General features: G+C 71.5%; 22 protein-coding genes. 16 read left to right on the forward strand and 6 right to left on the reverse strand.

Features of this window, described 5'->3' with window-relative positions:
* The 4 genes from H7I41_RS27070 to H7I41_RS27085 all read left to right on the forward strand — a co-directional run.
* Window positions 1-595, forward strand: a 595-nt coding sequence (locus H7I41_RS27070; RefSeq protein ID WP_264015731.1) for an SDR family NAD(P)-dependent oxidoreductase, incomplete at its 5' end; no start/stop codon positions are given.
* A gap of 28 nt (window positions 596-623) precedes the next feature.
* Window positions 624-1,826, forward strand: coding sequence for a precorrin-6y C5,15-methyltransferase (decarboxylating) subunit CbiE (gene cbiE / locus H7I41_RS27075; protein WP_264015732.1), 1,203 nt, complete (start codon window positions 624-626; stop codon window positions 1,824-1,826).
* Complete coding sequence (gene cobM, locus H7I41_RS27080) at window positions 1,823-2,578, forward strand: precorrin-4 C(11)-methyltransferase (protein ID WP_264015733.1); 756 nt, start codon at window positions 1,823-1,825, stop codon at window positions 2,576-2,578. Before cbiE ends, cobM begins: the two co-directional genes overlap by 4 nt.
* A gap of 21 nt (window positions 2,579-2,599) precedes the next feature.
* Window positions 2,600-3,322 carry a cobalt-precorrin-6A reductase gene (locus tag H7I41_RS27085; RefSeq protein WP_264015785.1) on the forward strand — a complete coding sequence of 241 codons (723 nt, stop codon included), beginning with the start codon at window positions 2,600-2,602 and terminating at the stop codon, window positions 3,320-3,322.
* Here H7I41_RS27085 and H7I41_RS27090 read toward each other — a convergent pair.
* From H7I41_RS27090 to cobG, 4 genes are read right to left on the reverse strand one after another with little or no spacing between them, the layout of a single operon-like run.
* Entirely contained in the window at window positions 3,309-4,373 is a 1,065-nt protein-coding gene (locus H7I41_RS27090; protein WP_264015734.1) for a phosphotransferase family protein, read from the reverse strand. The genes H7I41_RS27085 and H7I41_RS27090 overlap by 14 nt on opposite strands.
* 12 nt (window positions 4,374-4,385) lie before the next feature.
* Window positions 4,386-5,867 (reverse strand): precorrin-2 C(20)-methyltransferase, encoded by a 1,482-nt coding sequence (locus tag H7I41_RS27095; RefSeq protein ID WP_264015735.1) that lies wholly within the window; start codon window positions 5,865-5,867, stop codon window positions 4,386-4,388.
* Entirely contained in the window at window positions 5,864-6,490 is a 627-nt protein-coding gene (locus H7I41_RS27100) for a precorrin-8X methylmutase (RefSeq protein ID WP_264015736.1), read from the reverse strand. Before H7I41_RS27100 ends, H7I41_RS27095 begins: the two co-directional genes overlap by 4 nt.
* Window positions 6,491-6,494: 4 nt before the next feature.
* Window positions 6,495-7,619 (reverse strand): precorrin-3B synthase, encoded by a 1,125-nt coding sequence (gene cobG, locus H7I41_RS27105; RefSeq protein WP_264015737.1) that lies wholly within the window; start codon window positions 7,617-7,619, stop codon window positions 6,495-6,497.
* 246 nt (window positions 7,620-7,865) lie between these two features.
* Here cobG and H7I41_RS27110 point away from each other — a divergent pair, with 246 nt between their 5' ends.
* Window positions 7,866-8,126 carry a hypothetical protein gene (locus H7I41_RS27110; protein ID WP_264015738.1) on the forward strand — a complete coding sequence of 87 codons (261 nt, stop codon included), beginning with the start codon at window positions 7,866-7,868 and terminating at the stop codon, window positions 8,124-8,126.
* 2 nt (window positions 8,127-8,128) lie between these two features.
* On the opposite strand, the gene H7I41_RS27115 is transcribed toward H7I41_RS27110, so the two are convergent.
* Window positions 8,129-9,025: a TauD/TfdA dioxygenase family protein gene (locus H7I41_RS27115; protein WP_264015786.1), complete on the reverse strand. Its 897-nt coding sequence runs from the start codon at window positions 9,023-9,025 to the stop codon at window positions 8,129-8,131.
* Between the two features lie 185 nt (window positions 9,026-9,210).
* On the opposite strand from H7I41_RS27115, the gene H7I41_RS27120 reads away from it, so the two are divergent.
* From H7I41_RS27120 to H7I41_RS27150, 7 genes are all read left to right on the forward strand, one after another.
* Window positions 9,211-9,858 (forward strand): ABC transporter permease, encoded by a 648-nt coding sequence (locus H7I41_RS27120; protein ID WP_264015739.1) that lies wholly within the window; start codon window positions 9,211-9,213, stop codon window positions 9,856-9,858.
* Window positions 9,855-11,045 carry an ATP-binding cassette domain-containing protein gene (locus H7I41_RS27125; RefSeq protein WP_264015740.1) on the forward strand — a complete coding sequence of 397 codons (1,191 nt, stop codon included), beginning with the start codon at window positions 9,855-9,857 and terminating at the stop codon, window positions 11,043-11,045. The genes H7I41_RS27120 and H7I41_RS27125 overlap by 4 nt, the downstream gene beginning before the upstream one ends.
* Window positions 11,042-11,812 carry an ABC transporter permease gene (locus tag H7I41_RS27130; protein ID WP_264015741.1) on the forward strand — a complete coding sequence of 257 codons (771 nt, stop codon included), beginning with the start codon at window positions 11,042-11,044 and terminating at the stop codon, window positions 11,810-11,812. Before H7I41_RS27125 ends, H7I41_RS27130 begins: the two co-directional genes overlap by 4 nt.
* Window positions 11,809-12,786, forward strand: coding sequence for a glycine betaine ABC transporter substrate-binding protein (locus tag H7I41_RS27135; protein WP_264015742.1), 978 nt, complete (start codon window positions 11,809-11,811; stop codon window positions 12,784-12,786). Before H7I41_RS27130 ends, H7I41_RS27135 begins: the two co-directional genes overlap by 4 nt.
* Before the next feature lie 279 nt (window positions 12,787-13,065).
* Entirely contained in the window at window positions 13,066-16,650 is a 3,585-nt protein-coding gene (cobN, locus tag H7I41_RS27140) for a cobaltochelatase subunit CobN (RefSeq protein WP_264015743.1), read from the forward strand.
* 9 nt (window positions 16,651-16,659) lie between these two features.
* The gene (locus tag H7I41_RS27145) at window positions 16,660-17,058 is read left to right on the forward strand and encodes a PPOX class F420-dependent oxidoreductase (protein ID WP_264015744.1); all 399 of its coding nucleotides are present in this window, start codon (window positions 16,660-16,662) and stop codon (window positions 17,056-17,058) included.
* A gap of 1 nt (window position 17,059) precedes the next feature.
* The gene (locus H7I41_RS27150) at window positions 17,060-17,443 is read left to right on the forward strand and encodes a PPOX class F420-dependent oxidoreductase (protein ID WP_264015745.1); all 384 of its coding nucleotides are present in this window, start codon (window positions 17,060-17,062) and stop codon (window positions 17,441-17,443) included.
* On the opposite strand, the gene H7I41_RS27155 is transcribed toward H7I41_RS27150, so the two are convergent.
* Complete coding sequence (locus tag H7I41_RS27155) at window positions 17,440-18,090, reverse strand: dienelactone hydrolase family protein (protein ID WP_276009721.1); 651 nt, start codon at window positions 18,088-18,090, stop codon at window positions 17,440-17,442. The genes H7I41_RS27150 and H7I41_RS27155 overlap by 4 nt on opposite strands.
* 104 nt (window positions 18,091-18,194) lie before the next feature.
* Here H7I41_RS27155 and H7I41_RS27160 point away from each other — a divergent pair, with 104 nt between their 5' ends.
* The 4 genes from H7I41_RS27160 to H7I41_RS27175 are packed head-to-tail and all read left to right on the forward strand — an operon-like array spanning window position 18,195 to window position 22,988.
* Window positions 18,195-18,701: an FxsA family protein gene (locus H7I41_RS27160; RefSeq protein WP_264015746.1), complete on the forward strand. Its 507-nt coding sequence runs from the start codon at window positions 18,195-18,197 to the stop codon at window positions 18,699-18,701.
* A gap of 15 nt (window positions 18,702-18,716) precedes the next feature.
* Window positions 18,717-20,309 (forward strand): amidohydrolase, encoded by a 1,593-nt coding sequence (locus H7I41_RS27165; protein ID WP_264015747.1) that lies wholly within the window; start codon window positions 18,717-18,719, stop codon window positions 20,307-20,309.
* On the forward strand, window positions 20,302-22,197 hold the full coding sequence (gene lnt, locus H7I41_RS27170) for an apolipoprotein N-acyltransferase (RefSeq protein ID WP_264015748.1): 1,896 nt from the start codon (window positions 20,302-20,304) through the stop codon (window positions 22,195-22,197). Before H7I41_RS27165 ends, lnt begins: the two co-directional genes overlap by 8 nt.
* Window positions 22,194-22,988 carry a polyprenol monophosphomannose synthase gene (locus tag H7I41_RS27175; RefSeq protein WP_264015749.1) on the forward strand — a complete coding sequence of 265 codons (795 nt, stop codon included), beginning with the start codon at window positions 22,194-22,196 and terminating at the stop codon, window positions 22,986-22,988. The genes lnt and H7I41_RS27175 overlap by 4 nt, the downstream gene beginning before the upstream one ends.
* Window position 22,989 lies beyond the last annotated feature (1 nt).

Genomic DNA, 22,989 nt, shown 5'->3' on the forward strand with positions numbered 1-22,989 from the left:
GGGTGCGCAGGCGGTGCACACGGTGGCGTTCGACGCCGACGACGTCGCGGCCCACGGCGCGCTGATCGGCGCGATCGTCGCCGAGCACGGGCCGATCGGCACCGCGGTGCTGGCGTTCGGCGTGCTCGGCGACCAGGCCCGCGCCGAGCGCGACCCGGCGCACGCCGCGGCGATCGTGCACACCGACTTCGTCGCCCAGGTCAGCCTGCTCACCGCACTGGCGGCCGCGATGCGGGACGTCGGTGCGGGCACCATCGTCACCTTCTCCTCGGTCGCCGGGGTGCGGGTGCGCCGCGCGAACTACGTGTACGGATCGGCCAAGGCGGGACTGGACGGGTTCTGCGCCGGCCTGACCGACGCGCTGCACGGTTCCGGGGTGCGGCTGCTGGTCGTGCGCCCGGGGTTCGTGATCGGCCGGATGACCGAGGGGATGTCACCCGCGCCGCTGCCGAGCACGCCCGCGCAGGTCGCCGATGCGACCGTGCGCGGGTTGCGGCGGGGGCGCAGCCACGTCTGGGTGCCGGGCGCCCTTCGGCTGCTCTTCTTCGCGTTGCGGATGGTGCCGCGGCCGGTGTGGCGCAGGATGCCGCGATGAGCGCTCCCGCGAAGAGCCGAGGACACCGATGATCTATGTGGTGGGTGTCGGCGCCGACGGCATGGGTGGACTGGCGCCGGCGTCGGCGGCTGAACTGCGCCGCGCGACGGTGGTGTACGGCTCAGCCCGCCAGCTGCGCCTGCTCGACGAGTCGGTGGGCGCGCAGCGCCGGGAGTGGCCGTCGCCGCTGGTGCCGGCGCTCGCGGTGCTCGGCGAGGCCACCGGCGACGTGCACGTGGTGGCCAGCGGTGACCCGATGCTGCACGGGATCGGCGCGACGCTGATCCGGCGGTTCGGCGCGGACCGGGTGTCGGTGCTGCCGCACGTCTCCTCGGTGACGCTGGCCTGCGCCCGGCTCGGCTGGAGCGTGCAGGACACCGAGGTGATCAGCCTCGTCACCGCCGACCCGCACACCGCGGTGCGCAGGGGCGGCCGCGCGGTGGTGCTGTCCACCGACCGCACCACGCCCGAGGCGCTGGCCGCGCTGCTGACGGCGCACGGCCGGGGCGACTCCGAGCTCACCGTGCTCGAGCAACTCGGCGGCCCCGACGAACGGCGCCGCAACGGCACCGCCGCGCAGTGGGCCGGCCGGGCGCCCGCCGACGTCGACGACCTCAACGTCGTGGCGGTGCGCTACCTGCCCGACGAGCGGATCGCCTGGCCCGGCGACGACGCGTTCGACCACGACGGGCAGATCACCAAGCACGGCATCCGCGCCGTCACCCTCGCCGCGCTCGCCCCCCGTCCCGGGGAACTGCTGTGGGACGTGGGCGCCGGTGCGGGCAGCATCGCGGTCGAGTGGTGCCGCAGCGGCCCGGGGTGTTCGGCGGTCGCCTTCGAGTGCGACGAGCGACGTCGCGCCCGCATCGTGGCGAACGCCGAGGCGTTCGGGGTTCGCGTGGACGTGCGCGGCGCCGCCCCCGAGGCGTTCGGCGCCGCCGAACTCAGCAGTGCGGGCGTGGCAGGCGTGCCGACACCCGCGGCGATCTTCGTCGGTGGCGGCGTCACCGCACCGGGACTTCTGGACGCCTGCGTCGAGCGCCTGCCCGCCGGTGGGCGGCTGGTGGTGAACACCGTCACCGCGGAGTCTGAAGCGCTTGTGCTGCAGTGGTATTCACGGCTCGGCGGTGAGTTGCGCCGGTTTCAGCACTACCGCGGCGAGCCGCTGGGCGGGTTCACCGGATGGCGGCCGGCGATGCCGGTCACCCAGTGGTCGGTGGTGCCATCGTGACCGTCTACTTCATCGGTGCCGGCCCGGGCGCCGCCGACCTGATCACCGTGCGCGGGCAGCGACTGCTGCAACGGTGCACGGTATGCCTCTATGCCGGCTCGATCATGCCCGATGACCTGCTGGACTCCTGTCCGCCGGACGCGAAGATCGTCGACACCGGGCCGATGACGCTCGAGCAGATCGTCGGCGAACTGGCCGAGGCGCACGCCGCGGGACTGGACGTGGCGCGACTGCACTCGGGTGACCCGTCGATCTACAGCGCGCTGGCCGAGCAGTGCCGCCGCCTCGACGACCTCGGGGTGGACTACGAGATCGTCCCCGGCGTACCGGCGTTCGCCGCCGCCGCGGCCGCGCTCGGCCGCGAGCTGACCGTGCCCGGCGTCGCCCAGACGGTCACGCTGAGCCGGGTGGCGACGCTGTCGACGGCGATGCCTGCGGGGGAGGACCTGCGCACCCTGTCGGCCCCCGGCGCCACGCTGGTGCTGCACCTGGCGGCCGCCCAGATCGACGGGATCGTGCCCGAGCTGCTCGCCGGTGGATACCGGCCCGAAACCCCCTGCGCCGTGGTGGCATTCGCGAGTTGGCCGCAGGAGGTGGTGGTGCGGTGCGCGTTGGCGGAACTCGCGGAGCGGACGCACGCGGCCGGCATCACCCGCACCGCCGTGATCGTCGTCGGCGAGGTCCTCGCCGCCGAGGGATTCACCGACAGCTACCTGTACTCGAGCGGCCGGACACGGCGCGGGCGGCATTGAGGTGAGCCGGTGACCACCCGGCTGCGGGTGCTGCTGCTCGGCGGCACGGGCGAGGCCCGCGCGCTCGCCGCCCGGCTGCATCCCGCTGTGCACGTGATCAGTTCGCTGGCCGGCCGGGTGCCCGATCCGGCGCTGCCGGTCGGTGAGGTGCGCGTCGGCGGCTTCGGCGGCGTCGAGGGACTGCGCCACTGGCTGGCGGAGGCCGGCGTCGACGCCGTGGTCGACGCGACGCACCCGTTCGCCGCCACCATCACCGCCAACGCGGCGAAAGCCTGCGCGCAAGCCGGGGTGCCGCACCTGGTGCTGGCCCGCCCGGCGTGGCCGCACGGCGCCGCGATCGTCGTCGATTCGGACCGAGAGGCCGCTGAAACGGTTGCACGTCAACAATTCTCGCGGGTGTTCCTGACCACCGGCCGTTCCGGCATCGCGGCCTTCGCCGACGTCGACGCCTGGTTCCTGATCCGCGCCGTCACCGCGCCCGACGCCGCGGTGCTGCCACGGCGGCACGAGCTGCTGCTGTCCCGCGGGCCCTACCGCTACGACGAGGAACTGCAGCTCATGCGGGGCCGTCGCATCGACGCCGTGGTCACCAAGAACAGCGGAGGCGACATGACGCGGGCGAAGCTCGACGCGGCGGCCACCCTGGAGCTGCCGGTGGTGATGGTCGACCGCCCGCCGCTGCCCGCAGGGGTCGACACGGTGCACACCGTCGACGAGGCGGTGGGCTGGATCAGCTCTCGATGAGCTCGAGGGCCCCGAGGTCGCGGATCGCCTGGCAGCCGCGCTGCGCCATCACCGCCATCATGTCGTCCCCGCGCTCGGTGGAGGAGGCGAACGCGCAGCCCAGCACGGTGATCAGCGGGGCCTGCAGCGTGCCGAGCCGGTAGTCGCGCCAGCAGTCCTCGGCGCTGTAGTCCGCCACCCCGTGGGTGAGCAGCTCGCGGTGGTAGGCCTCGACCAGGTCGCGTTCGACCTGCGGGCGCAGCTCCGACGGCAGGCTGGTGGCCAGGAAGTACGCCAGGTCGCGGGCCGGCAGTCCGACGCCGAGGGTCTGCCAGTCCACCACCGTCACGCGGGTGCGGTCGGGGTCGAAGAGCAGGTTGTCGAGCCGGTAGTCGCCGTGCAGCAGGGAGAACCGGCCGGGCTCGGTCAGCAGCCACGGCGTCACCACCGACATGGCCTCGACCAGCGTCTCGCGATCCTGCGGCGACACCTTGTCGCCCAGCTTCTCGATCGTCATGTCGGCGGCCATCCTGGCGACGTCGCCCATGCCCTGGGCGGTGGCCGCGTCCGGCTTGACCATCGCGATGCCGGGGGTGGCCGCCAGGTCCTCGTCACCCCAGCTGGGCCCGTGCAGGCCCGCGATCGCGACCGCGGCGAGCCGCGCCTCCTCGGCGCTGCACCCGGCGATCTGGTCGCCCTGCACCGCGGGCGCCATGTCGGCCAGCAACAACACGAAATCTGCTCCGTCGCGGTCGATCTCGCAGTGGTAGCAGTCCGGAACCGGGACCGTGGTGCGGTCGGCGAGCGACTGGTAGAACGCGTGCTCGGACAGGTAGCCGAGGGTGACGCGCTCGCGCACCGCCTCGTCCTGTGCGGGCAGTTTCACCGCGAAGGTGGCGGGCAGGCGCACGTCGGTGTCGCCGTAGCCGACCGACAGCCGGTAGGTGGCGCCGGTCTGGCCGGTCCCGATCGGCGCGACGTCCACCTCGCGGACGTCGGCGCCCAGCACAGAGGTCAGCCACTGCGGAGTGATGTCGGTGGGCCGCGCGGGGATCGAGACGGTCGAAGTCATGCAGAGTACCTATCAGGTCGGGTAGCGCCGTGGTGTGAAAACCCGGTCACCGGAGTCGTCACCGTGGGAATCGTCGCGGTACCACTGGGTCTGGGAGGACCCCACGATCAGCAGGCAGCGCATGTCGACGTCGGCGGGGTCCAGATCGGCCAGTCGTACCACCGTGATCCGTTCCTCGGGTCCGGCGACGTCGCGCCCGATCACCACCGGGGTGTCCGCGTCGCGGTGGCGCAGCAGCAGATCGCGCGCCGCGCCGACCTGCCAGGTCCGCGACTTCGACGCCGGGTTGTAGATGGCGAGCACCAGATCGGCGGCGGCCGCGGCGGCCAGGCGCTTCTCGATCACGTCCCACGGCTTGAGCCGGTCGGACAGCGACACCACCGCGTAGTCGTGGCCCAGCGGAGCGCCGACCCGGCTGGCGACGGCCTGCGCCGCCGTCATCGCCGGGATCACCCGCACCTCGACACCGGGCCACTGCTTGGCTTCCTCCACCACCGCGGTGGCCATCGCGAACACCCCCGGGTCGCCGGAGGACACCACGGCGACGGCGCGGCCCTGCTGCGCCAGCTCGCACGCCAGGCGGGCGCGGGCAGGTTCGTCGGTGTTGTCGCTGGGGTGCCTGCGCTGGTCGGCGCGCGGGCGGACCCGGTCCAGGTAGGGGGCGTAGCCGATCAGGTCGGTGGCCGCAGCCAGTTCCCGGCGGCTCTGCGGCGTCAGCCAGTCCGGGTCACCGGGTCCCAGGCCCACCACGGCGACGCCGGCGGGCAGCGGCGGGCGGCGGTGACCACCGGGCAGCATCGCGATCGAGAAGTACGGCACGGCGTCGGCGTCCGCCTCGCCCGCGGGCAGCACCCGCTGCGCCGGCGTGCTCGCCCGCTCCACGTAGAAGGCGCCGTCGAGCCGGTCTGCCGCAGAAAGTGCCTCTCGCACAACCGGATAAGATCGTCCGAGCTTGAGGATCACGGCGGCGTCGGTGTCGGCGAGGCGGCGGCGCAACTCGTCGGAGGGCAACGTGCCGGGCAGGATGGTCAGCACCTCGTCGCCCTGGACGAGCGGGATGCCGGTGGCCGCGGACGCGGCGCTCACCGACGTCACCCCGGGCACGATCACCGCGTCGAAGCGCTCGGTGAGCCGGGTGTGCATGTGCATGTAGGAGCTGTAGAACAGCGGGTCGCCCTCGGCCAGCAGCGCCACGTCGCGGCCCGCGTCCAGGTGGGCGGCGATCCGCTCGGCGGCCTCGCGGTAGAAGTCCTCGATGGCGCCGGCATAGCCGCCGGGGTGGTCGGTGGTCTCGGTCGTGACGGGGTAGACGAGGTGCTCCTCGATCTGTCCGTCGCGCAGATAGGGTTCGGCGATGCCGCGGGCGATGCTGCGGCCGTGCCGGGCGCTGTGGTAGGCGATCACGTCGGCCTGCCCGATCACCCGGGCCGCCTTGACGGTGACGAGTTCGGGATCGCCGGGTCCAAGGCCGACACCCCAGAGCGTGCCCCTCATTCGTGCTCACTCGCGATCGCGTTGACGGCGGCGGCCGCCATCGCGCTACCGCCGCGCCGCCCGGTCACCATCAGATAGGCGATGCCACGCGGGTTGTCGACGAGTTCCTGCTTGGACTGCGCGGAGCCGACGAACCCGACCGGCCCACCGAGCACCGCGGCCGGAACCGGCGCGCCGGCGTCGATCAGCTCGAGCAGCCGGAACAGCGCGGTCGGCGCGTTGCCGATGGCGAGCACGGCGCCGCCGAGCCGGTCGGACCACAGTTCCACCGCGGCCGCAGACCGGGTGTTTCCGGTGCGCTCGGCGTGTGCGGCCGCCCGCGGGTCGGCGACCAGCGACACCACCTCGTTGTCGGCGGGCAGCCGGGACCGGGTGATTCCCGCGGCGACCATCGAGGAGTCGCAGAGCACGGGGGCGCCCGCGGCGAGCGCGGCGTGGGTGCGGGCGACGACGTCGGCGGTGAACGCCACGTGCTCGGCCACGTCGACCTGACCACAGGTGTGGATCAACCGCACCACCACCCGCGCGACGTCGGCGGGGAAACGGGTCAGATCCGCCTCGGCGCGGATGGTCGCGAACGACTGCCGATAGATCTCCGCGGCGTCGCGGATGTAGTCGAGCACGCGCTCACCCTACGGTGCGCGACACCCGCCGCCGGTAGCCGGAGTCGGTCGCCACGAGCACGTCACCAGTGGCGGGGCTGCCGCAGGCGCGATCGCAGCCGACGAAGTGGCGGTGGCCCTCGGCGGGGGTGTGGACGGCGGCGGCGGCGTCGGCACGCACGTCGGCCGCGGAGCGCTCACACCCCGGGCTCCCGGTGCACGCGCTGATGTCCAGCCACGGCGAGTTCGCGTCGAAGATCAGGCCCATCGGCGCCAGCACCCGCAGCGCGACGTCGGCGACGCCCTCGTCCAGGTCGTGCACCAGCACCGAACGCCACGGCGTGATCACCATCGGCGCCTCGATTGCGGCCAGGAATTCGGCGACCCGGGCCTGCAGCACGCCGAGGGGGACCGCGGCGCCCAGGGTGACGCGGCCGTCGCCCTGGGGCAGCCACCCGACGGGCGGCCGGGCCGACGGCGGCCATGTCCGGCCCGCCGGGGCCAACCGGTCGAACCCGTCGAGCAGGGGCTCGATGTCGGCGAGTTCGGCGACGCGCCAGCATGTTCCGCGGGAGGCGGCGAACCGCTCGGCGATCGTGACGAGCGTGGCGACCACGTCGGCGGAGGTCAGCCGCACTCCGGTGTCGCGGCCGGCCAGCAGCAGCGCGGCGGTCTCGCCGTCGAGCATGTGGACGCCGACGTCGGCGGCCAGTCCGGAGACGTCGCCGCGGCCGTCGTCGAGGCCGAACCAGAACCGGCCGGACAGCCCGGCCAGTTCCGGCGCGGCCTGGATGCCGTTGTCCAGCAGACCTACCAGGGGGCGGACGTCGGCGGCGCCCCCGGCGCGGCCGGACAGCGGCGACGCGACGACGTTGCGCACCCGCTCGTGGGAGGCCGACGGCAACAGCCCGGCGGCGGCCACGGCGTCGGCGAGCGCGGCGGTGTCGGTGACGGCGCGGATCTGGATGTTGCCGCGGGAGGTGAGTTCCATTGCGGGCGAGCCGAACTCATTTGCCGCGCCAGCCAGTGCCCGCAACTGGTCGGGTGTCGCCATGCCGCCGGGGAGGCGCACCCGCGCCAGCGCGCCGTCGGCGGCCCGGTGCACGCTGAGTGCGCCGGGGCAGGCGTCCTGGTCACGGTGTCGGCTCATCGGTCTCACCATTCTAGGAGCCCCGCCGCACGACACGACCGCGTGTTAGCCAGGATCTGCATCGGCGACCCGGCACGCCGGAGCGGCGATAGCTGAAAGTGAGCGCGGACTTCTTCAACAGTGTCGATTGGGCGGTGGTAGTTCGCCACGCGCACGGGTAGTCGACTACGCGTGAGGTAGCTGGGTTTGAGTCGTAGCGTTCGCTTCATCAAGTCCGGGCGGTCCGGACGCGAGGGGGTAGATGAAATGACCGAACTGTCAACGGCGCCAGCGGCGACGATGCCGTCGGTCGTGCCTGCCGCGCAGGAGCCGAGCACGCAGGTGCTGATCACCGAGCAGCAGGTGCTGTTCTCGACCGCGGCCGCCGCGCCCGTGGTGCCCGGCAGGGCACACCGACTCGCCCAGTGGCTGCACGCGGTGTTCGAGACCCCGCAGCGGACGCATCCGCCCGCCCGCCTGGACTTCCTGGAGCGCTCGGCGATGTCGCGGGAGATGGGACGGCTGTAGCCTCAGCTGGCCAGCGCGATCGGTGTCACCACTGCCGAATAGTGCGACGCGTCACCGGAGATCACCCTGCTGCGCCTGCCGTGGACGTCCACCGGGATGTCGCCGGCCAGGGTGACCCGGCTGAGCCGGCGGAACTGGTCGTCGTAATCGGAGACCGCGTAGTGCTGGGTGGCCCTGTTGTCCCAGATCGCGACGTCGCCCGGCGCCCAGTTCCACCGGATGGTGTTCTCCAGCTTCGTGATCCGGGCCTGCAGCAGGCCGAACAGGGCGGCCGACTCCGCGGAGTTCAATCCGACGAAGTTCTTGACGAAGTGCCCGAGCACCAGCACCCGGCGACCGGTCTCCGGATGCACCCGCACCACCGGATGCTCGGTCTCGTAGTAGTCCTTGACGAACTCCGAGCGGTACTGCCGCTCGGCGGCCGACGCCGACGCCGACGGCGTCTCGACGTCGGCGATGTAGTCATAGGCGTTGGTGTGCACCGCCCACAGGTTGTCGACCAGTGCCCGCAGCGGTTCCGGCAGCCGGTCGTATGCGGCCTCCGTCGACGCCCACGTGGTGGTCCCGCCGTACTCGGGCAGCGTCACCGCCCGCAGCAGCGAGGCCTTCGGGATGCGGTCGACGAACGTCACGTCGGTGTGCCAGCTGTTGGCCTTGTCGTAGCGGGAGTCGATGGGCAGCACCCGCTCGCCGCGGGAGGTCACGGTGGGATGGGCCGTCGTCGGCGTTCCGAGCCTGCGCGCGAACGCCAGCTGGCCGTCGTCGTCCAGGTCGTGTTGCTCGCGGAAGAAGATCACCTTGTGCTCGAGCAGCGCGTCGTTGATGCGTGCCGCCGTCGCCGCGTCGGACACGTCGCTCAGCTGGACTCCATCGATGCGGGCTCCGATCCGGGCACCCATTTTCACCACGCGCACGGGCGCAGACGCTTCCGCAACGGCGCTCGCCGGCCCAGGGTTTGACTCAGTGAGAACCGAACCGGCGGCATCACCGAGCCGTTTTGATCTAGTCGGGTTCGGGTACCAGCCAGGCACCCCGCGCGTAGGGTGCTGCGCACACGCGGGACGAACCTACAGCGGAGGTGGGCGTGCGAGGTCTGTGGGACTACGTGACCTCCCACCAATCCCAGCTTCTGTTCGATTCCTATCAGCACGTCAGCGCGGTGGTGCAGAGCGTGCTGATCGCGACCCTGATCGGCGTGGCCGTCGGCGTGCTGACCTATCGCAGCCCACTGGCCGCCAACCTCGCCACGACGACATCGAGCATCATCCTGACTGTTCCGTCCTTCGCCCTGCTCGGCCTGCTCATCCCGCTGTTCGGGCTCGGCGTGGCCACCAGCATCGCGGCGCTGGTGCTGTACTCGCTGCTGCCGATCATCCGCAACACCATCGTCGGTCTCACCGCGATCGACCCCGCACTCACCGATGCGGCGCGCGGCATCGGGCTCAGCCGGATGGGCACCCTCGGTCGCGTCGAGATCCGGCTGGCATGGCCGTCGATCCTGTCGGCCATGCGGATGAGCACCCAGATGTCGATGGGCGTGCTGGCCATCGCCGCCTACGTCAAGGGCCCGGGTCTGGGGAACCTGATCTTCGCCGGGCTGGCCCGGGTCGGCAGCCCCACGGCACTGCCGATGGCACTCGCCGGCACCCTGCTGATCGTGATCCTGGCGCTCGTACTGGATGCCCTGCTCGTCCTGCTCGGGCGCCTCACCACATCGAAAGGTGTTCGATGACAACCGGACTGACAGCCGAAAGCCCCACCAAGCAGGATCCGACCGGGGTGCGGATCCTGCTGGACAACGTGTCGAAGGTGTATCCGGGTTCGAAAGACCCTGCGGTGGAGAATGTCTCGCTCGAGATTCCGGCCGGCGAGATCGTCGTCTTCGTCGGCCCGTCGGGGTGCGGCAAGACCACCACCATGCGGATGATCAACCGGCTGTCCGAACCGACCTCGGGTCGCATCGAGATCGGTGACAAGGACGCGCTGTCGATCAAGCCGACGGAGCTCCGGCGTTCGATCGGCTACGCCATCCAGCAGGCCGGCCTCTTCCCGCACATGACGATCCGGCAGAACGTCGGTCTGGTCCCGGGCCTGCTGGGCTGGGACCGCAAGCGTATCGGTGACCGGGTCGACGAACTGCTCGACATGGTGGGACTCGAGCCGGCGCAGTACGCGCAGCGCTATCCGCGCCAGCTCTCAGGCGGCCAGCAGCAGCGGGTCGGGGTGGCCCGCGCACTGGCCGCCGATCCGCCGGTGCTGCTGATGGACGAGCCGTTCGGCGCGGTGGACCCGATCACCCGCAGCACGCTGCAGGACGAGCTGCTGCGGCTGCAGACCGAACTCCGCAAGACGATCGTCTTCGTCACGCACGACTTCGGCGAGGCGGTCAAGCTCGGCGACCGCATCGCCGTGCTGGGGCAGCGGTCCAAGGTGCTCCAGTACGACACCCCGCAGACCATCCTGGCCAGCCCCGCGGACGACACCGTCGCCGGCTTCGTCGGGTCCGGCGCCTCGCTGCGGCAGCTCGGCCTGTTGCGGGTCAAGGACGTCGAACTGCGACCGCACCCGGCCGTGCACCGCGACGACACGGTCGAACAGGCCCGCACCGCGCTGGCCGGGACCGACTTCGACTGGCTGGTGCTGCTCGACGACCGTGACCGTCCGGTCAGCTGGGTGCGCGAGAAGCGGCTGCGGCACGCCGGCTCGCTCAGCGACGTCGCCGAGCCGCTCGACGTGGTCAGCACGCAGTCGACACTCGAGGACGCCCTCGAGGCGATCCTGGCCGAACAGCACGCCTCAGCGGTGGTCGCCGGACCCGGCAGCCGGTACGTCGGGGTCGTCACGCTGGACACCCTGATCGAGACCATCACCACGCTGCGGTCGGATGCGGAGGCGGCCACCGGGAACGACGAACCGTGACGAGCGCCGTCAAGACCGTCGACACCCCCAAGGCCTCCGCGGCCGAGCGCGTCCGGCTCTACATCCAGCCGGTGCTCGTGCTCATCGTCGCTGCGGCCGTGGTGTTCTGGGCGTTCAACCGCGATCTGACCGCCACCCAGAAGGAGAACATCAACCCGGCGAACGTCGCCTCGCTGATCTGGCAGCACCTGCTGATCACCGGCGCCGTCACCGCCATCGTCCTGCTCATCGGCGTCCCGCTCGGCGTGTTCGTCACCCGTCCCGGCGCAAAGATCTTGCGGCCATTGGTCATCGGTGTGGCGAACATCGGGCAGGCCGCGCCGGCGATCGGCCTGCTGGTGCTGCTGTTCCTCCTCACTGCGCGGACCGGGTTCTGGATCGGCGTGCTGCCCATCGCGCTGTACTCGCTGCTGCCCGTGCTGGCCAGCACCATCCTGGGCATCGATCAGGTCGACCGATCGCTGATCGACGCCGGCCTGGGCCAGGGCATGTCGCGTGCCGCGCTGCTGTTGCGGGTCGAACTCCCGCTGGCTGTGCCCTACATCCTGGCCGGGCTGCGCACCTCCCTGGTGCTGGCGGTCGGCACCGCGACACTGTCGTTCCTGGTCAACGCCGGCGGTCTGGGCATCCTGATCGACACCGGCTACAAGCTGCAGGACAACGTGACGCTGATCCTGGGCAGCGTGCTGGCGGTGTGCCTGGCTCTGCTCGTGGACTGGGTCGGCGGCCTCGCGGAGTTCTACGTCGGCCCCAAGGGTCTGCGGTGACGGCGCGGCGGGCGCTGGTCGCGCTGGCGTCGTGTGTCGTGCTGGTGTTGTCCGGGTGTGGCCTCGGCTCCGGTAGCGCGGTGCCGTTCGAAGTGGGTCCCGGATCGATCGAGCCTGCGCCCGAGCTGCAGGGCGTGAAGATCACCGTCGGCTCCAAGGAGTACACCGAGCAGGTCATCCTGGGCTACATCCTCGAGTACACCCTCGCCGCGGCCGGCGCCGACGTCCGGGACCTGACCGGCATCGTCGGGTCGCGCAGCACCCGCGAGGCGCAGCTGCGTGGACAGGTCGACGTCGCCTACGAGTTCACCGGCAACGCGTGGATCAACTACCTCGGCAACGAGAAGCCGATCCCGGACACCCGCGAGCAGTTCGAGGCGGTGCGCGACGAGGACCTCGCCCGCAACGACATGGTGTGGCTGGAGCCCGGACCGATGGACGACACCTACGCGCTGGCCGCGAGCAGGCGAGTCGTCGAGCGGACCGGCGTGCGCACCCTGTCGCAATACGCCGATCTGGTGCGCCGCGATCCAGCCGCCGCGAAGACCTGTGTGGACACCGAGTTCCGCGCCCGCCAGGACGGCTTCCCCGGGATGGCCGCCGCCTACGGGTTCGACCCGGCCCGCGCCCAGACGCCGATCCTGCAGGTCGGCATCATCTACCAGGCCACCGCCGACGCCACGCAGTGCGACTTCGGCGAGGTGTTCACCACCGACGGCCGGATCGCCGCCCTCGATCTGGTGGTGCTCACCGACGACAAGCAGTTCTTCGCCCACTACAACCCGTCGGTCACCATGAAGCGCGGCTTCTTCGACGCACATCCTGAGATCGCCGCGGTGACCGCGCCGGTGACGGCCGCGCTGACGAACGACGCGATCATCGAGATGAACAAGCAGGTCGACGTCGAGGGCCGCGACCCCGCCGTCGTCGCCCGCGACTGGATGATCGCCGAGGGCTTCGTCACCGACCGCTGAACCCGGAAACACGGCCAGATGTGACGTCCTTCACACTGTCGGGGCGTGTGATCTCCTCCACACAAACGCTTTGATTCGCCCTTGCGGCTCCGTACCTTTCAGGTGAGGCGATACCGCCGGTATCGCATACAAGGGAAGGGGGCCGCGATGTTCACCATCATCGCTCTCGTCGTCGCTCTGTTCGTCCTCATCGCCGCGATCGGACTGCCCTACCAGCAGTCGTGGCATGCGCGCTGGGGAAACTACGACCGCTGACCCCGGGTGGGGTACGAATGACGGGTGGCCCAGCCGACCCGTCATCCGACCGTCCTGTTGCTGTCGACGTCCGACACCGACCTCACCACCGCCCGCGCCAGCGGCGCGCAGTACAGGTGGGCCAATCCGACCCGCCTGGTGGACGGTGAGCTGACGGAACTGCTGGACGGCGCCGACTGCGTCGTCGTACGGATTCTCGGCGGGTATCGCGCATGGGAGGACGGCATCGCCGCCGTCGTCGCCAGCGGGGTGCCCGCCGTGGTCGTCTCCGGGGAACAGGCGCCCGACGCCGAACTGATGCGTCGCTCGACGACGCCGGCCGGAGTGGCGTTGCAGGCCCACATCTACCTCGCCCAGGGCGGGGTGGAGAACCTCCGCCGGCTGCACGCCTTCCTGTGCGACACCATCCTGATGACCGGATACGGTTTCGCCCCACCGGAATCCACCCCTGAGTGGGGTGTTCTCGAGCGCGACGCCGCCGACGTCGACGGTCCAACGGTCGCCGTGCTCTACTACCGGGCGCAGCATCTGGCCGGCAACACCGGCTACGTCGACGCGCTCTGCTCGGCCATCGAACATGCAGGCGGACAACCGCTTCCGGTGTTCTGCGCATCGCTGCGCACCGCGCCCGCCGAACTGCTCGACACGCTCAAGGCCGCCGACGCCATGGTCACCACGGTGCTGGCCGCCGGGGGAGCGACACCCGCCTCGGTGGGTGCGGGCGGCAACGACGACACCTGGGACGTCGCCCATCTCGCGGCGCTGGACATCCCGATCCTGCAGGGGCTGTGCCTGACGAGTTCCCGGGCGCAGTGGGCCGCCAACGACGACGGAATGTCCCCGCTGGACGTCGCCACCCAGGTGGCCGTGCCGGAGTTCGACGGCAGGCTCATCACGGTTCCGTTCTCGTTCAAGGAGATCGACGCCGAGGGCCTGGTGTCCTACGTGGCCGACCCGGAGCGCTGCGCGCGGGTGGCGGGCCTCGCCGTCCGGCACGCACGGCTGCGCGCCGTCGCGCCGCCGGACAAGCGGGTGGCAGTGGTGTTCTCCGCGTATCCGACCAAGCACGCGCGCATCGGCAACGCCGTCGGGCTCGACACGCCCGCCAGCGCCATCGAACTGCTGCGCGCGATGGCCGCCCACGGTTACGCCGTCGGGGACTTCCCGGGAGTCGAGGCCGGCGATGGTGACGCGCTGATCCACGCGCTGATCGAACGCGGCGGCCAGGACGCCGCCTGGCTGACCGAGGGCCAGTTGGCGGGCAATCCGATCCGGATCGCCGCAGCCGAGTACCGCGCGTGGTTCGCCACCCTGCCCGCCGAACTCACCGACGCCATCGTCGAGCACTGGGGGCCGCCGCCGGGCGACCTGTTCGTGGACCGCAGCCACGACGCCGACGGCGAGATCGTCATCGCTGCGATGCAGGCGGGCAACGTGGTGCTGATGGTGCAGCCGCCGCGCGGCTTCGGGGAGAACCCCGTCGCCATCTACCACGACCCCGACCTGCCGCCGAGCCACCACTACCTGGCGGCCTACCACTGGCTCGACGCGGGCTTCGGGGCCGATGCGGTCGTGCACCTGGGCAAGCACGGCAACCTGGAGTGGCTGCCGGGCAAGACCCTCGGCATGTCCGCGGCGTGCGGCACCGACGCGGCACTGGGCAACCTGCCGCTGATCTACCCGTTCCTGGTCAACGACCCCGGCGAGGGCACCCAGGCCAAGCGCCGCGCGCACGCCACCCTCGTCGACCACCTGATCCCGCCGATGGCGCGGGCCGAGAGTTACGGCGACATCGCCCGCCTCGAGCAGCTCCTCGACGAGCACGCCAACGTCTCCGCCCTCGATCCGGGGAAGCTGCCCGCCATCCGCCAGCAGATCTGGACGCTGATGCGGGCGGCGAAGATGGACCACGACCTCGGGCTCGCCGAACGCCCCGACGAGGACTCGTTCGACGACATGCTGTTGCACGTCGACGGCTGGCTGTGCGAGATCAAGGACGTCCAGATCCGCGACGGCCTGCACGTGCTCGGGCATCCGCCGCAGGGCGAGTCGCAGCTCGACCTGGTGCTGGCGATCCTGCGGGCCCGGCAGTTGTTCGGCGGCGAGCAGACGGTGCCAGGGTTGCGGCAGGCCCTCGGTCTGGCCGAGGACGGGAACGACGAGCGCACCGCCGTCGACGCCGCGGAGTCCGCCGCCCGCGAACTGGTGGCCGCGCTGCAGCGTTCGGGGTGGGACGCCGAAGCCGTCGACGGGATCACCCACGACCCCGCGGTGGCGGCCATCCTGCGGTTCGCCGCGACCGAGGTGGTGCCCCGGCTGGCAGGGACGTCGGCCGAGATCGAGCAGGTGCTGCGGGCTCTGGACGGCCGCTTCATCGCCGCGGGCCCGTCGGGCTCACCGCTGCGCGGCCTGGTGAATGTGCTGCCGACCGGACGCAACTTCTACTCGGTGGACCCCAAGGCGGTGCCGTCCCGGCTGGCCTGGGAAACCGGTGTGGCCATGGCGGATTCGCTGCTGGCCCGCTACCGCGATGACCACGGCCGCTGGCCGAGGTCGGTCGGGCTCTCGGTGTGGGGCACCTCGGCCATGCGCACCTCCGGCGACGACATCGCCGAGGTGCTGGCGCTGCTGGGGGTGCGGCCGGTGTGGGACGACGCGTCGCGGCGCGTCGTCGACCTCGAGGCCATCACAACCGCCGAGCTCGGCAGGCCCCGCATCGACGTCACCGTGCGGATCTCGGGCTTCTTCCGCGACGCGTTCCCGCACGTGGTCACGATGCTCGACGACGCGGTGGCGCTCGTCGCCGGCCTCGACGAACCCGCCGAGGACAACTACGTGCGCGCCCACGCGCAAGCCGACCTCGCCGAGCACGGCGACCAACGCCGCGCCACCACAAGGATCTTCGGCTCCAAGCCGGGAACGTACGGCGCGGGCCTGCTGCAGTTGATCGACAGCCGCAACTGGCGCGACGACGCCGATCTCGCCGAGGTGTACACCGCGTGGGGCGGATTCGCCTACGGCCGGGGCCTGGACGGCAGGCAGGCGACCGAGGACATGAATCAGAACTACCGGCGCATCGCGGTGGCCGCGAAGAACACCGACACCCGCGAGCACGACATCGCAGACTCCGACGACTACTTCCAGTACCACGGCGGGATGATCGCCACGGTGCGGGCGCTCACCGGCAAGGACCCCGCCGCCTACATCGGTGACAACACCCGCCCCGACGCGGTGCGCACCCGAACTCTGAGCGAGGAGACCACCCGGGTGTTCCGTGCCCGCGTGGTCAATCCCCGCTGGATGACCGCGATGCGCAGGCACGGCTACAAGGGCGCCTTCGAGATGGCCGCCACCGTCGACTATCTGTTCGGCTACGACGCCACCGCCGGGGTGATGGCCGACTGGATGTACGAGCGGCTCAGCAGCGAGTACGTCCTCGACGACGAGAACCGCAAGTTCATGTCCGAGTCCAACCCGTGGGCGCTGCACGGGATGGCGGAGCGGTTGCTCGAGGCGGCGGGCCGGGGGATGTGGGCGCAGCCCGAACCCGCGACGCTCGACGGCCTGCGCCAGGTACTGCTGGAGACCGAGGGCGATCTCGAGGGCTGATCGGCCGGAATGGGTACGGTGACTGTCGTGCCCACATTCGCTGAGGTCGCCAAGGCCGAGTACATCCTGCTGACCACGTTCACCAAGGACGGCAGGCCCAAGCCGACACCGATCTGGGCCGCGCCGTCGGGCGACGGGCTGGTGGTGATCACCCAGGAGAAGTCCTGGAAGGTCAAGCGCATCCGCAACACCCCGCGGGTCACGATCGCCGAGTGCGACCGCAGCGGCAATCCCAAGGGAGAGGCGGTCGAGGCGACGGCGACGCTCCTCGACAAGTCGGCCAACGGACCCACCTACGACGCGATCGGTCGGCGTTACGGCCTGCTCGGCAAGGGCTTCGGGTTCTTCTCCAAGCTCAACGGCGGGTTGAAGAAGAACGTCACCATCGAATTGAAGGCGGTGAGCTGAGATGGCTCCGACGTTCCAGGACGTCTACGGCGAGAAGTACCTGCTGCTGACCACGTTCACCAAGGACGGCAGGCCGAAGCCGACCCCGGTGTGGGGTGTGCCCGACGGTGACCGGCTGCTCATCAGCACCGACGACGGCTCGTGGAAGACCAAGCGCATCAACAACACTCCGCGGGTGACCATCCAGAAGTGCGGCGTGCTCGGCAAGCCCAAGGGTGAACCGGTGGAGGCGATCGCCCGCAATCTGCCGAAGTCGGAGACCCGGCGGGTGTTCGACATGGTGACCCGGCGCTACTGGTGGCACGCCTGGTGGTGGATTCCGCAGGCACTGATCCGCGGCGGCGTGGACAAGGTGCACGCGGCGATCGAGGTGCGGGCGGCTTAACCGGCGCGCAGGTGCGTGTCGAAGAACGCGAACACCCTCGACCAGGCGTCCTCGGTGGCGGCCTCGTCGTAGCCGAATCCGGTGATCCGCAGCAGCGGTTGGGCCGGCAGTTGGTTGGCGAAGCTGTGGCCGACGTCCGGGTACACCTTGACGTCGGCGGTGATGTTGCGGGCCTCGACCGCCTTGGTCAGGCGCTCGCCCGCGCCGATGCCCAGCGGATCGCGCCTGCCGAAGCTCGCGACGACCGGGCAGGACGCGTCGAGCGCCTCGTTAAGGCCGCGCGGCAACGGCGTGCCGTAGAACGGCGCCGACGCGGCGAACCCGCGCGGCGACAGCAGCAGCGCGAACTGTCCGCCCATGCAAAAGCCCACGATGCCGACCGGCCCGCTGCACTCGGGCATGGCGAGCAGGTGTTCCCGGGCGGCCAGGATGTCGTCGACGGTGGGGCCGGTGCGGGTGAACAGGCTGCGGAACGCGCTGGTGATGCACCGCACCCGGCCGCGGGAGAACAGATTCGGGGTGATGGTCACGTACCCCTGGGCGCAGATCCGCGCGGTCGTCCTGCGATTGTCGGGGCTGTAGCCGATGGCATCGTGCACCACCACCACGCCCGGCCACGGACCGGAACCTTCGGGGACGGACACCATGGCCTCGAGGGGACCGTTCGGTGCGGTGATCTTGATGTCGCGCACGTCGTCTACCACGCGCTCAATCTACGGAACCCCGGCGCCGTGCGGAACGTTGTCCGATCATGATGATGCGGCTGTTCCTGCTCTATACGGTCGTCGAACTGGCGGTGCTCGTCGCGCTGGTGTCGACGATCGGGTTCGGCTGGACACTCCTGCTGGTGCTCGCCACCTTCGTGCTCGGCCTGGCGCTGGCCGGTTCGCAGCTGCGGCGCCAGATCGGCAGGCTGCAGTCCGGGATGACCGCCGCGTCGGCCCGCGGCGCCGTGACCGACAGCGCGCTCGTGGCGCTCGGCACGGTGCTGGTGGCGATTCCCGGTGTCGCCTCGTCGGTGCTCGGCGCGCTGCTGCTGCTGCCGCCGACAAGGGCCGCCGTCCGGCCCGCGGCGACGGCGATGGCCGCCCGCCGTCTCGGCCGTGTCCCCGTGGTCACCGTGGCGGGTATGCCGCCCTACACCCGGGACTACCGCGACGGGGGCTACATCGACGGCGAGGTCGTCGACGTGCACGACACCCCGCCCGGCACCGCTTCGGCTGCCCTGCCCGAGGTCGTGGAGCGCAAGCCCGACTAGCGTGTCGGACTCGTGGTGACGACACTGCTGTCGGGCGGGCGGATACACAGCCCGGCCATGCCCGACGCCACCGCGATGGCGGTCCGCGGCGACACCGTCGTCTGGCTCGGCGCCGACGATGTCGGCCGGGCTCAATTCCCCGATGCCACCGTCGTCGACCTCGACGGCGGGTTCGTGGCGCCGGCATTCGTCGACAGCCACATCCACCTGACCGCGACCGGACTGACGCTGACCGGGCTCGACCTGCGTACGGCGACGTCGCTGCGGCACTGCCTCACGATGGTCGCCGACCACGCCAAGGCCCATCCCGACGGGGTGATCTGGGGACACGGCTGGGACGAGTCCGGGTGGCCGGAACGCCGCCCGCCGAGCACCTCGGACCTCGACGGGCTGCTCGGGGACCGGCCGGCCTACCTGTCCCGCGTCGACGTCCATTCCGCGGCGGCCACCACGGCGCTGCGCCGGTCGGCCCCGGGCGTCGAGGACGCCGCAGGGTTCTCCGTCGAGCTGCCGCTGACCGCCGACGCCCACCACCGGGTGCGGGCCGCCGCGCGCGGGCACCTGACCGCCCTGCAGCGCAGGGACGCGCAGACGGCGGCCCTCGACGCGGCCGCCGCGAGCGGGATCGTCGCGGTGCACGAATGCGCCGGTCCGCAGATCGGCGGCCTCGACGACTGGCTCGCCGTCCGCGAACTCACGCACGGTGTCGACGTCGTCGGGTACTGGGGTGAAGCGGTCAGCAGCCCCGGTGCGGCACGCGACCTCGTCGATCGCACCGGGGCGCGCGGACTGGCCGGCGACCTGTTCGTCGACGGCGCACTGGGGTCGCGAACGGCCTGGCTGCACACGCCGTACGCCGACGCGCCGGACAGCTGTGGCAACACGTATCTCGACGCCGGCGAGATCACCGCGCACCTGGCCGCCTGCACCGACGCCGGGGTCACCGCGGGTTTCCACGTGATCGGTGACGCCGCGGTCGGCGCGGTGGTCGAGGCACTGGCCCGCATCGTCGAGCGGGTGGGCGCGCCCGCGGTCGCGCGCTGCGGTCACCGCCTCGAACACCTGGAGATGGTCACCCCCGCGCAGGCCACGCTGCTCGGGTCGTGGGGTGTGCACGCCAGTGTCCAGCCCTCCTTCGACGCCCTCTGGGGCGGACCCGACGGCATGTACGCCCAGCGACTCGGCCCGGATCGCGCCGCCGGGCTCAACCCGTTCGCGCTGTTAGCATCCCAAGGCGTGCCCCTCGCCTTCGGCTCGGACAGCCCCGTCACCGGGCTGGATCCCTGGGGCTGGGTCCGCGCCGCGAGCGCACACCGGACACCGGGCAGCGCGGTGTCGCTGCGGGCCGGGTTCGCTGCCGCGACCCGGGGCGCCTGGCGCGCCGCAGGCGTCAACGACGGCGTCACCGGCACCCTGGTCCCCGGAGCGCCCGCCTCTTACGCGATCTGGGACGCCGACGACCTGACGGTGAGCGCGCCGGCCGACGGTGTGGCGCGCTGGTCCACCGACCCGCGGTCCCGGGTCCCGGCGCTGCCGAGGCTGGCGCCGGGCGATCCGTCGCCGAGGTGCCGCCAGACCGTCCACCGAGGTGTCGTCATCCATGGCTGACCCACCGCGTCGCCGCCGCCGCCGGGCGATGGACGACACCGACGTGATTCCCGCGGTTCCCGTCGACACCGATCCCGACGACCTCGACTCCGGCCCGAACGAGACCGTCGACGAGAGTTCCGGCGACGAGGCCGCCCGCCGGGAATCCTTCGGCGAGGACGCTGTCTCACGTTCGCGCGCGCAGCGGGCGGAGCGGCACGCGCAGCCGTCGCGGCTGACCCGCATCGCTCGCGGTGCGGGCCCGGCAGTGCTGTCGCGGTGGGCGCAGTTGGGCGCGGTCGCCGTCGGCGGGATGCTGCTGTGTCTGAGCTTCCCGCCGTTCGGCTGGTGGTGGGCCGCATTCGTCGCGTTCGCCCTGCTGGGGTGGACGCTGATGCGACCGTCGACGACCGTCGCCGGCGGATTCGGCTACGGCGTGCTGTTCGGCACGGTGTTCTACGTGCCGTTGCTGCCGTGGATCAGCGGGCTGGTCGGCCCCGTGCCGTGGCTGGCGCTGGCCGTGGTGCAGGCCCTGTTCCCCGGGCTGTTCGGCGCCGTCGCGGTGCTGGTGCGGCGGCTGCCCGGCCTGCCGCTGTGGCTGGCGGCGCTCTGGGTGGGCCAGGAGTGGCTCAAGTCGACGGTGCCGTTCGGCGGGTTTCCGTGGGGTGTGGTGGCCTTCAGTCAGACCAACGGACCGCTGCTGCCGCTGGTGCAGGCCGGCGGTGCGCCGCTGCTGTCCTTCGCTGTCGCGCTGACCGGTTTCTGCCTGACCGCGATCGTCGTCGAGGCCGTCCGCTGGTGGCACCACGAGGACGACACGCACACCGCGCTGCCCGCCGTCGTGCTCCCCGGCATCTGCATCAGCGCGGCACTGCTGGGCACCGCGCTGATCGCCCCGCAGGTCCGGCACTCCGGGGTCGGTGCCGGAGACGACCCCGCTGTCACCGTCGCCGCCGTGCAGGGCAACGTGCCGCGGCTCGGGCTGGACTTCAACGCTCAGCGCCGCGCGGTCCTCGACAACCACGTGCAGGAGACGCTGCGGCTGGCCGAGGACGTGCGGGCCGGCCGTGCACCGCACCCGGCACTGGTCATCTGGCCGGAGAACTCCTCGGACATCGACCCGCTGGCCAATCCGGACGCCGCGGAGCAGATCACCGCGGCCGCCGACGCCATCGACGCACCAATCCTGGTCGGCGGCGTCGTCAGGGCCCCCGACTACCGCCCGGAGAACCCGGTGTCCACCAACTCGGTGATCGTGTGGCAGCCCGGGACCGGGCCCGCCGAACGGCACGACAAGCGGATCGTGCAGCCGTTCGGGGAGTACCTGCCGTGGCGCAGCTTCTTCTCCAAGCTGTCGCCCTACGCCGACCGGGCCGGCTACTTCATCCCCGGCTCCGGCAACGGGGTGGTGCACGCGGCCGGTGTTCCCGTCGGGGTGACCACCTGCTGGGAGGTGATCTTCGACCGGGCCGCGAGGGAGTCGGTGCTGGCCGGCGCGCAGATGCTGGCGGTGCCGTCGAACAACGCCACGTTCACCGAGCCGATGAGCGAGCAGCAATTGGCGTTCGCCCGGCTGCGCGCCGTCGAGCACGACCGGTTCGTGGTGGTCGCGGGCACCACGGGCATCAGCGCGATGATCGCCCCCGACGGACGTGAGCTGGCGCGCACCGGGTTCTTCGAGCCGGCCTACCTCGATCAGCAGATCAGGCTGAAGACGCAGCTCACACCCGCCACCCGCTGGGGACCCATCGTGCAGGCCGTGATCATCGCGGTCGGCGTCGCGTCGGTGCTGGCGGCCATGCTGCACAATGGAGCGTTCGTATCGGCGATCAGACGGCGCCGGCAGAGGGCCGGGAAGACCGGGAACAGCCCGCCCGACAAGGGCGGCAACGACGGAGGACTCACATGACTGACCCTGGTGGAGCGCGGCCGGGGGAGGGTGCCGGCGGCGCCACCCGGCCGAGTCAGCGCGCGCTGGTCATCATCCCGACCTACAACGAGCGGGAGAACCTGCCGTTGATCGTCGGCCGCGTGCACCAGGCCTGCCCCGGCGTGCACATCCTGATCGTCGACGACGGCAGCCCGGACGGCACCGGTGAGCTGGCCGACGAATTCGCGCTCGCCGACCCCGACCGGGTGCACGTCATGCACCGCACCAGCAAGGACGGGCTCGGAGCGGCGTACCTGGCCGGGTTCGCCTGGGGACTGGGCAGGCAGTACTCGGTGCTGGTGGAGATGGACGCCGACGGCAGCCACGCACCCGAGCAGCTGCACCGGCTGCTGGAGGCCGTCGACGGCGGCGCCGACGTGGCGATCGGGTCCCGGTACGTCCCCGGCGGCACGATCCGGAACTGGCCGCGGCGGCGCTACGCCCTGTCGAAGACCGCCAACACCTACGCCCGGGTGCTGCTGGGTGTCGACATCCACGACATCACCGCCGGGTACCGGGCCTACCGCCGCGAGGTACTCGAGAAGATCGATCTGGCCGCGGTGGACTCGAAGGGCTACTGCTTCCAGATCGACCTGACCTGGCGAGCCATCAACCAGGGCTTCGTCGTGGTGGAGGTGCCGATCACGTTCAGCGAACGAGAACTCGGCGTGTCCAAGATGAGCGGGTCCAACATCCGGGAAGCGATGTTCAAGGTCGCCACCTGGGGTGTCCGCGGGCGCCTCGATCGCGCCCGCGGCATCGTCCGCTAGC

This window comes from [Mycobacterium] manitobense (assembly GCF_025821665.1).
Classification (GTDB): Bacteria; Actinomycetota; Actinomycetes; order Mycobacteriales; family Mycobacteriaceae; genus Mycobacterium; species Mycobacterium arseniciresistens.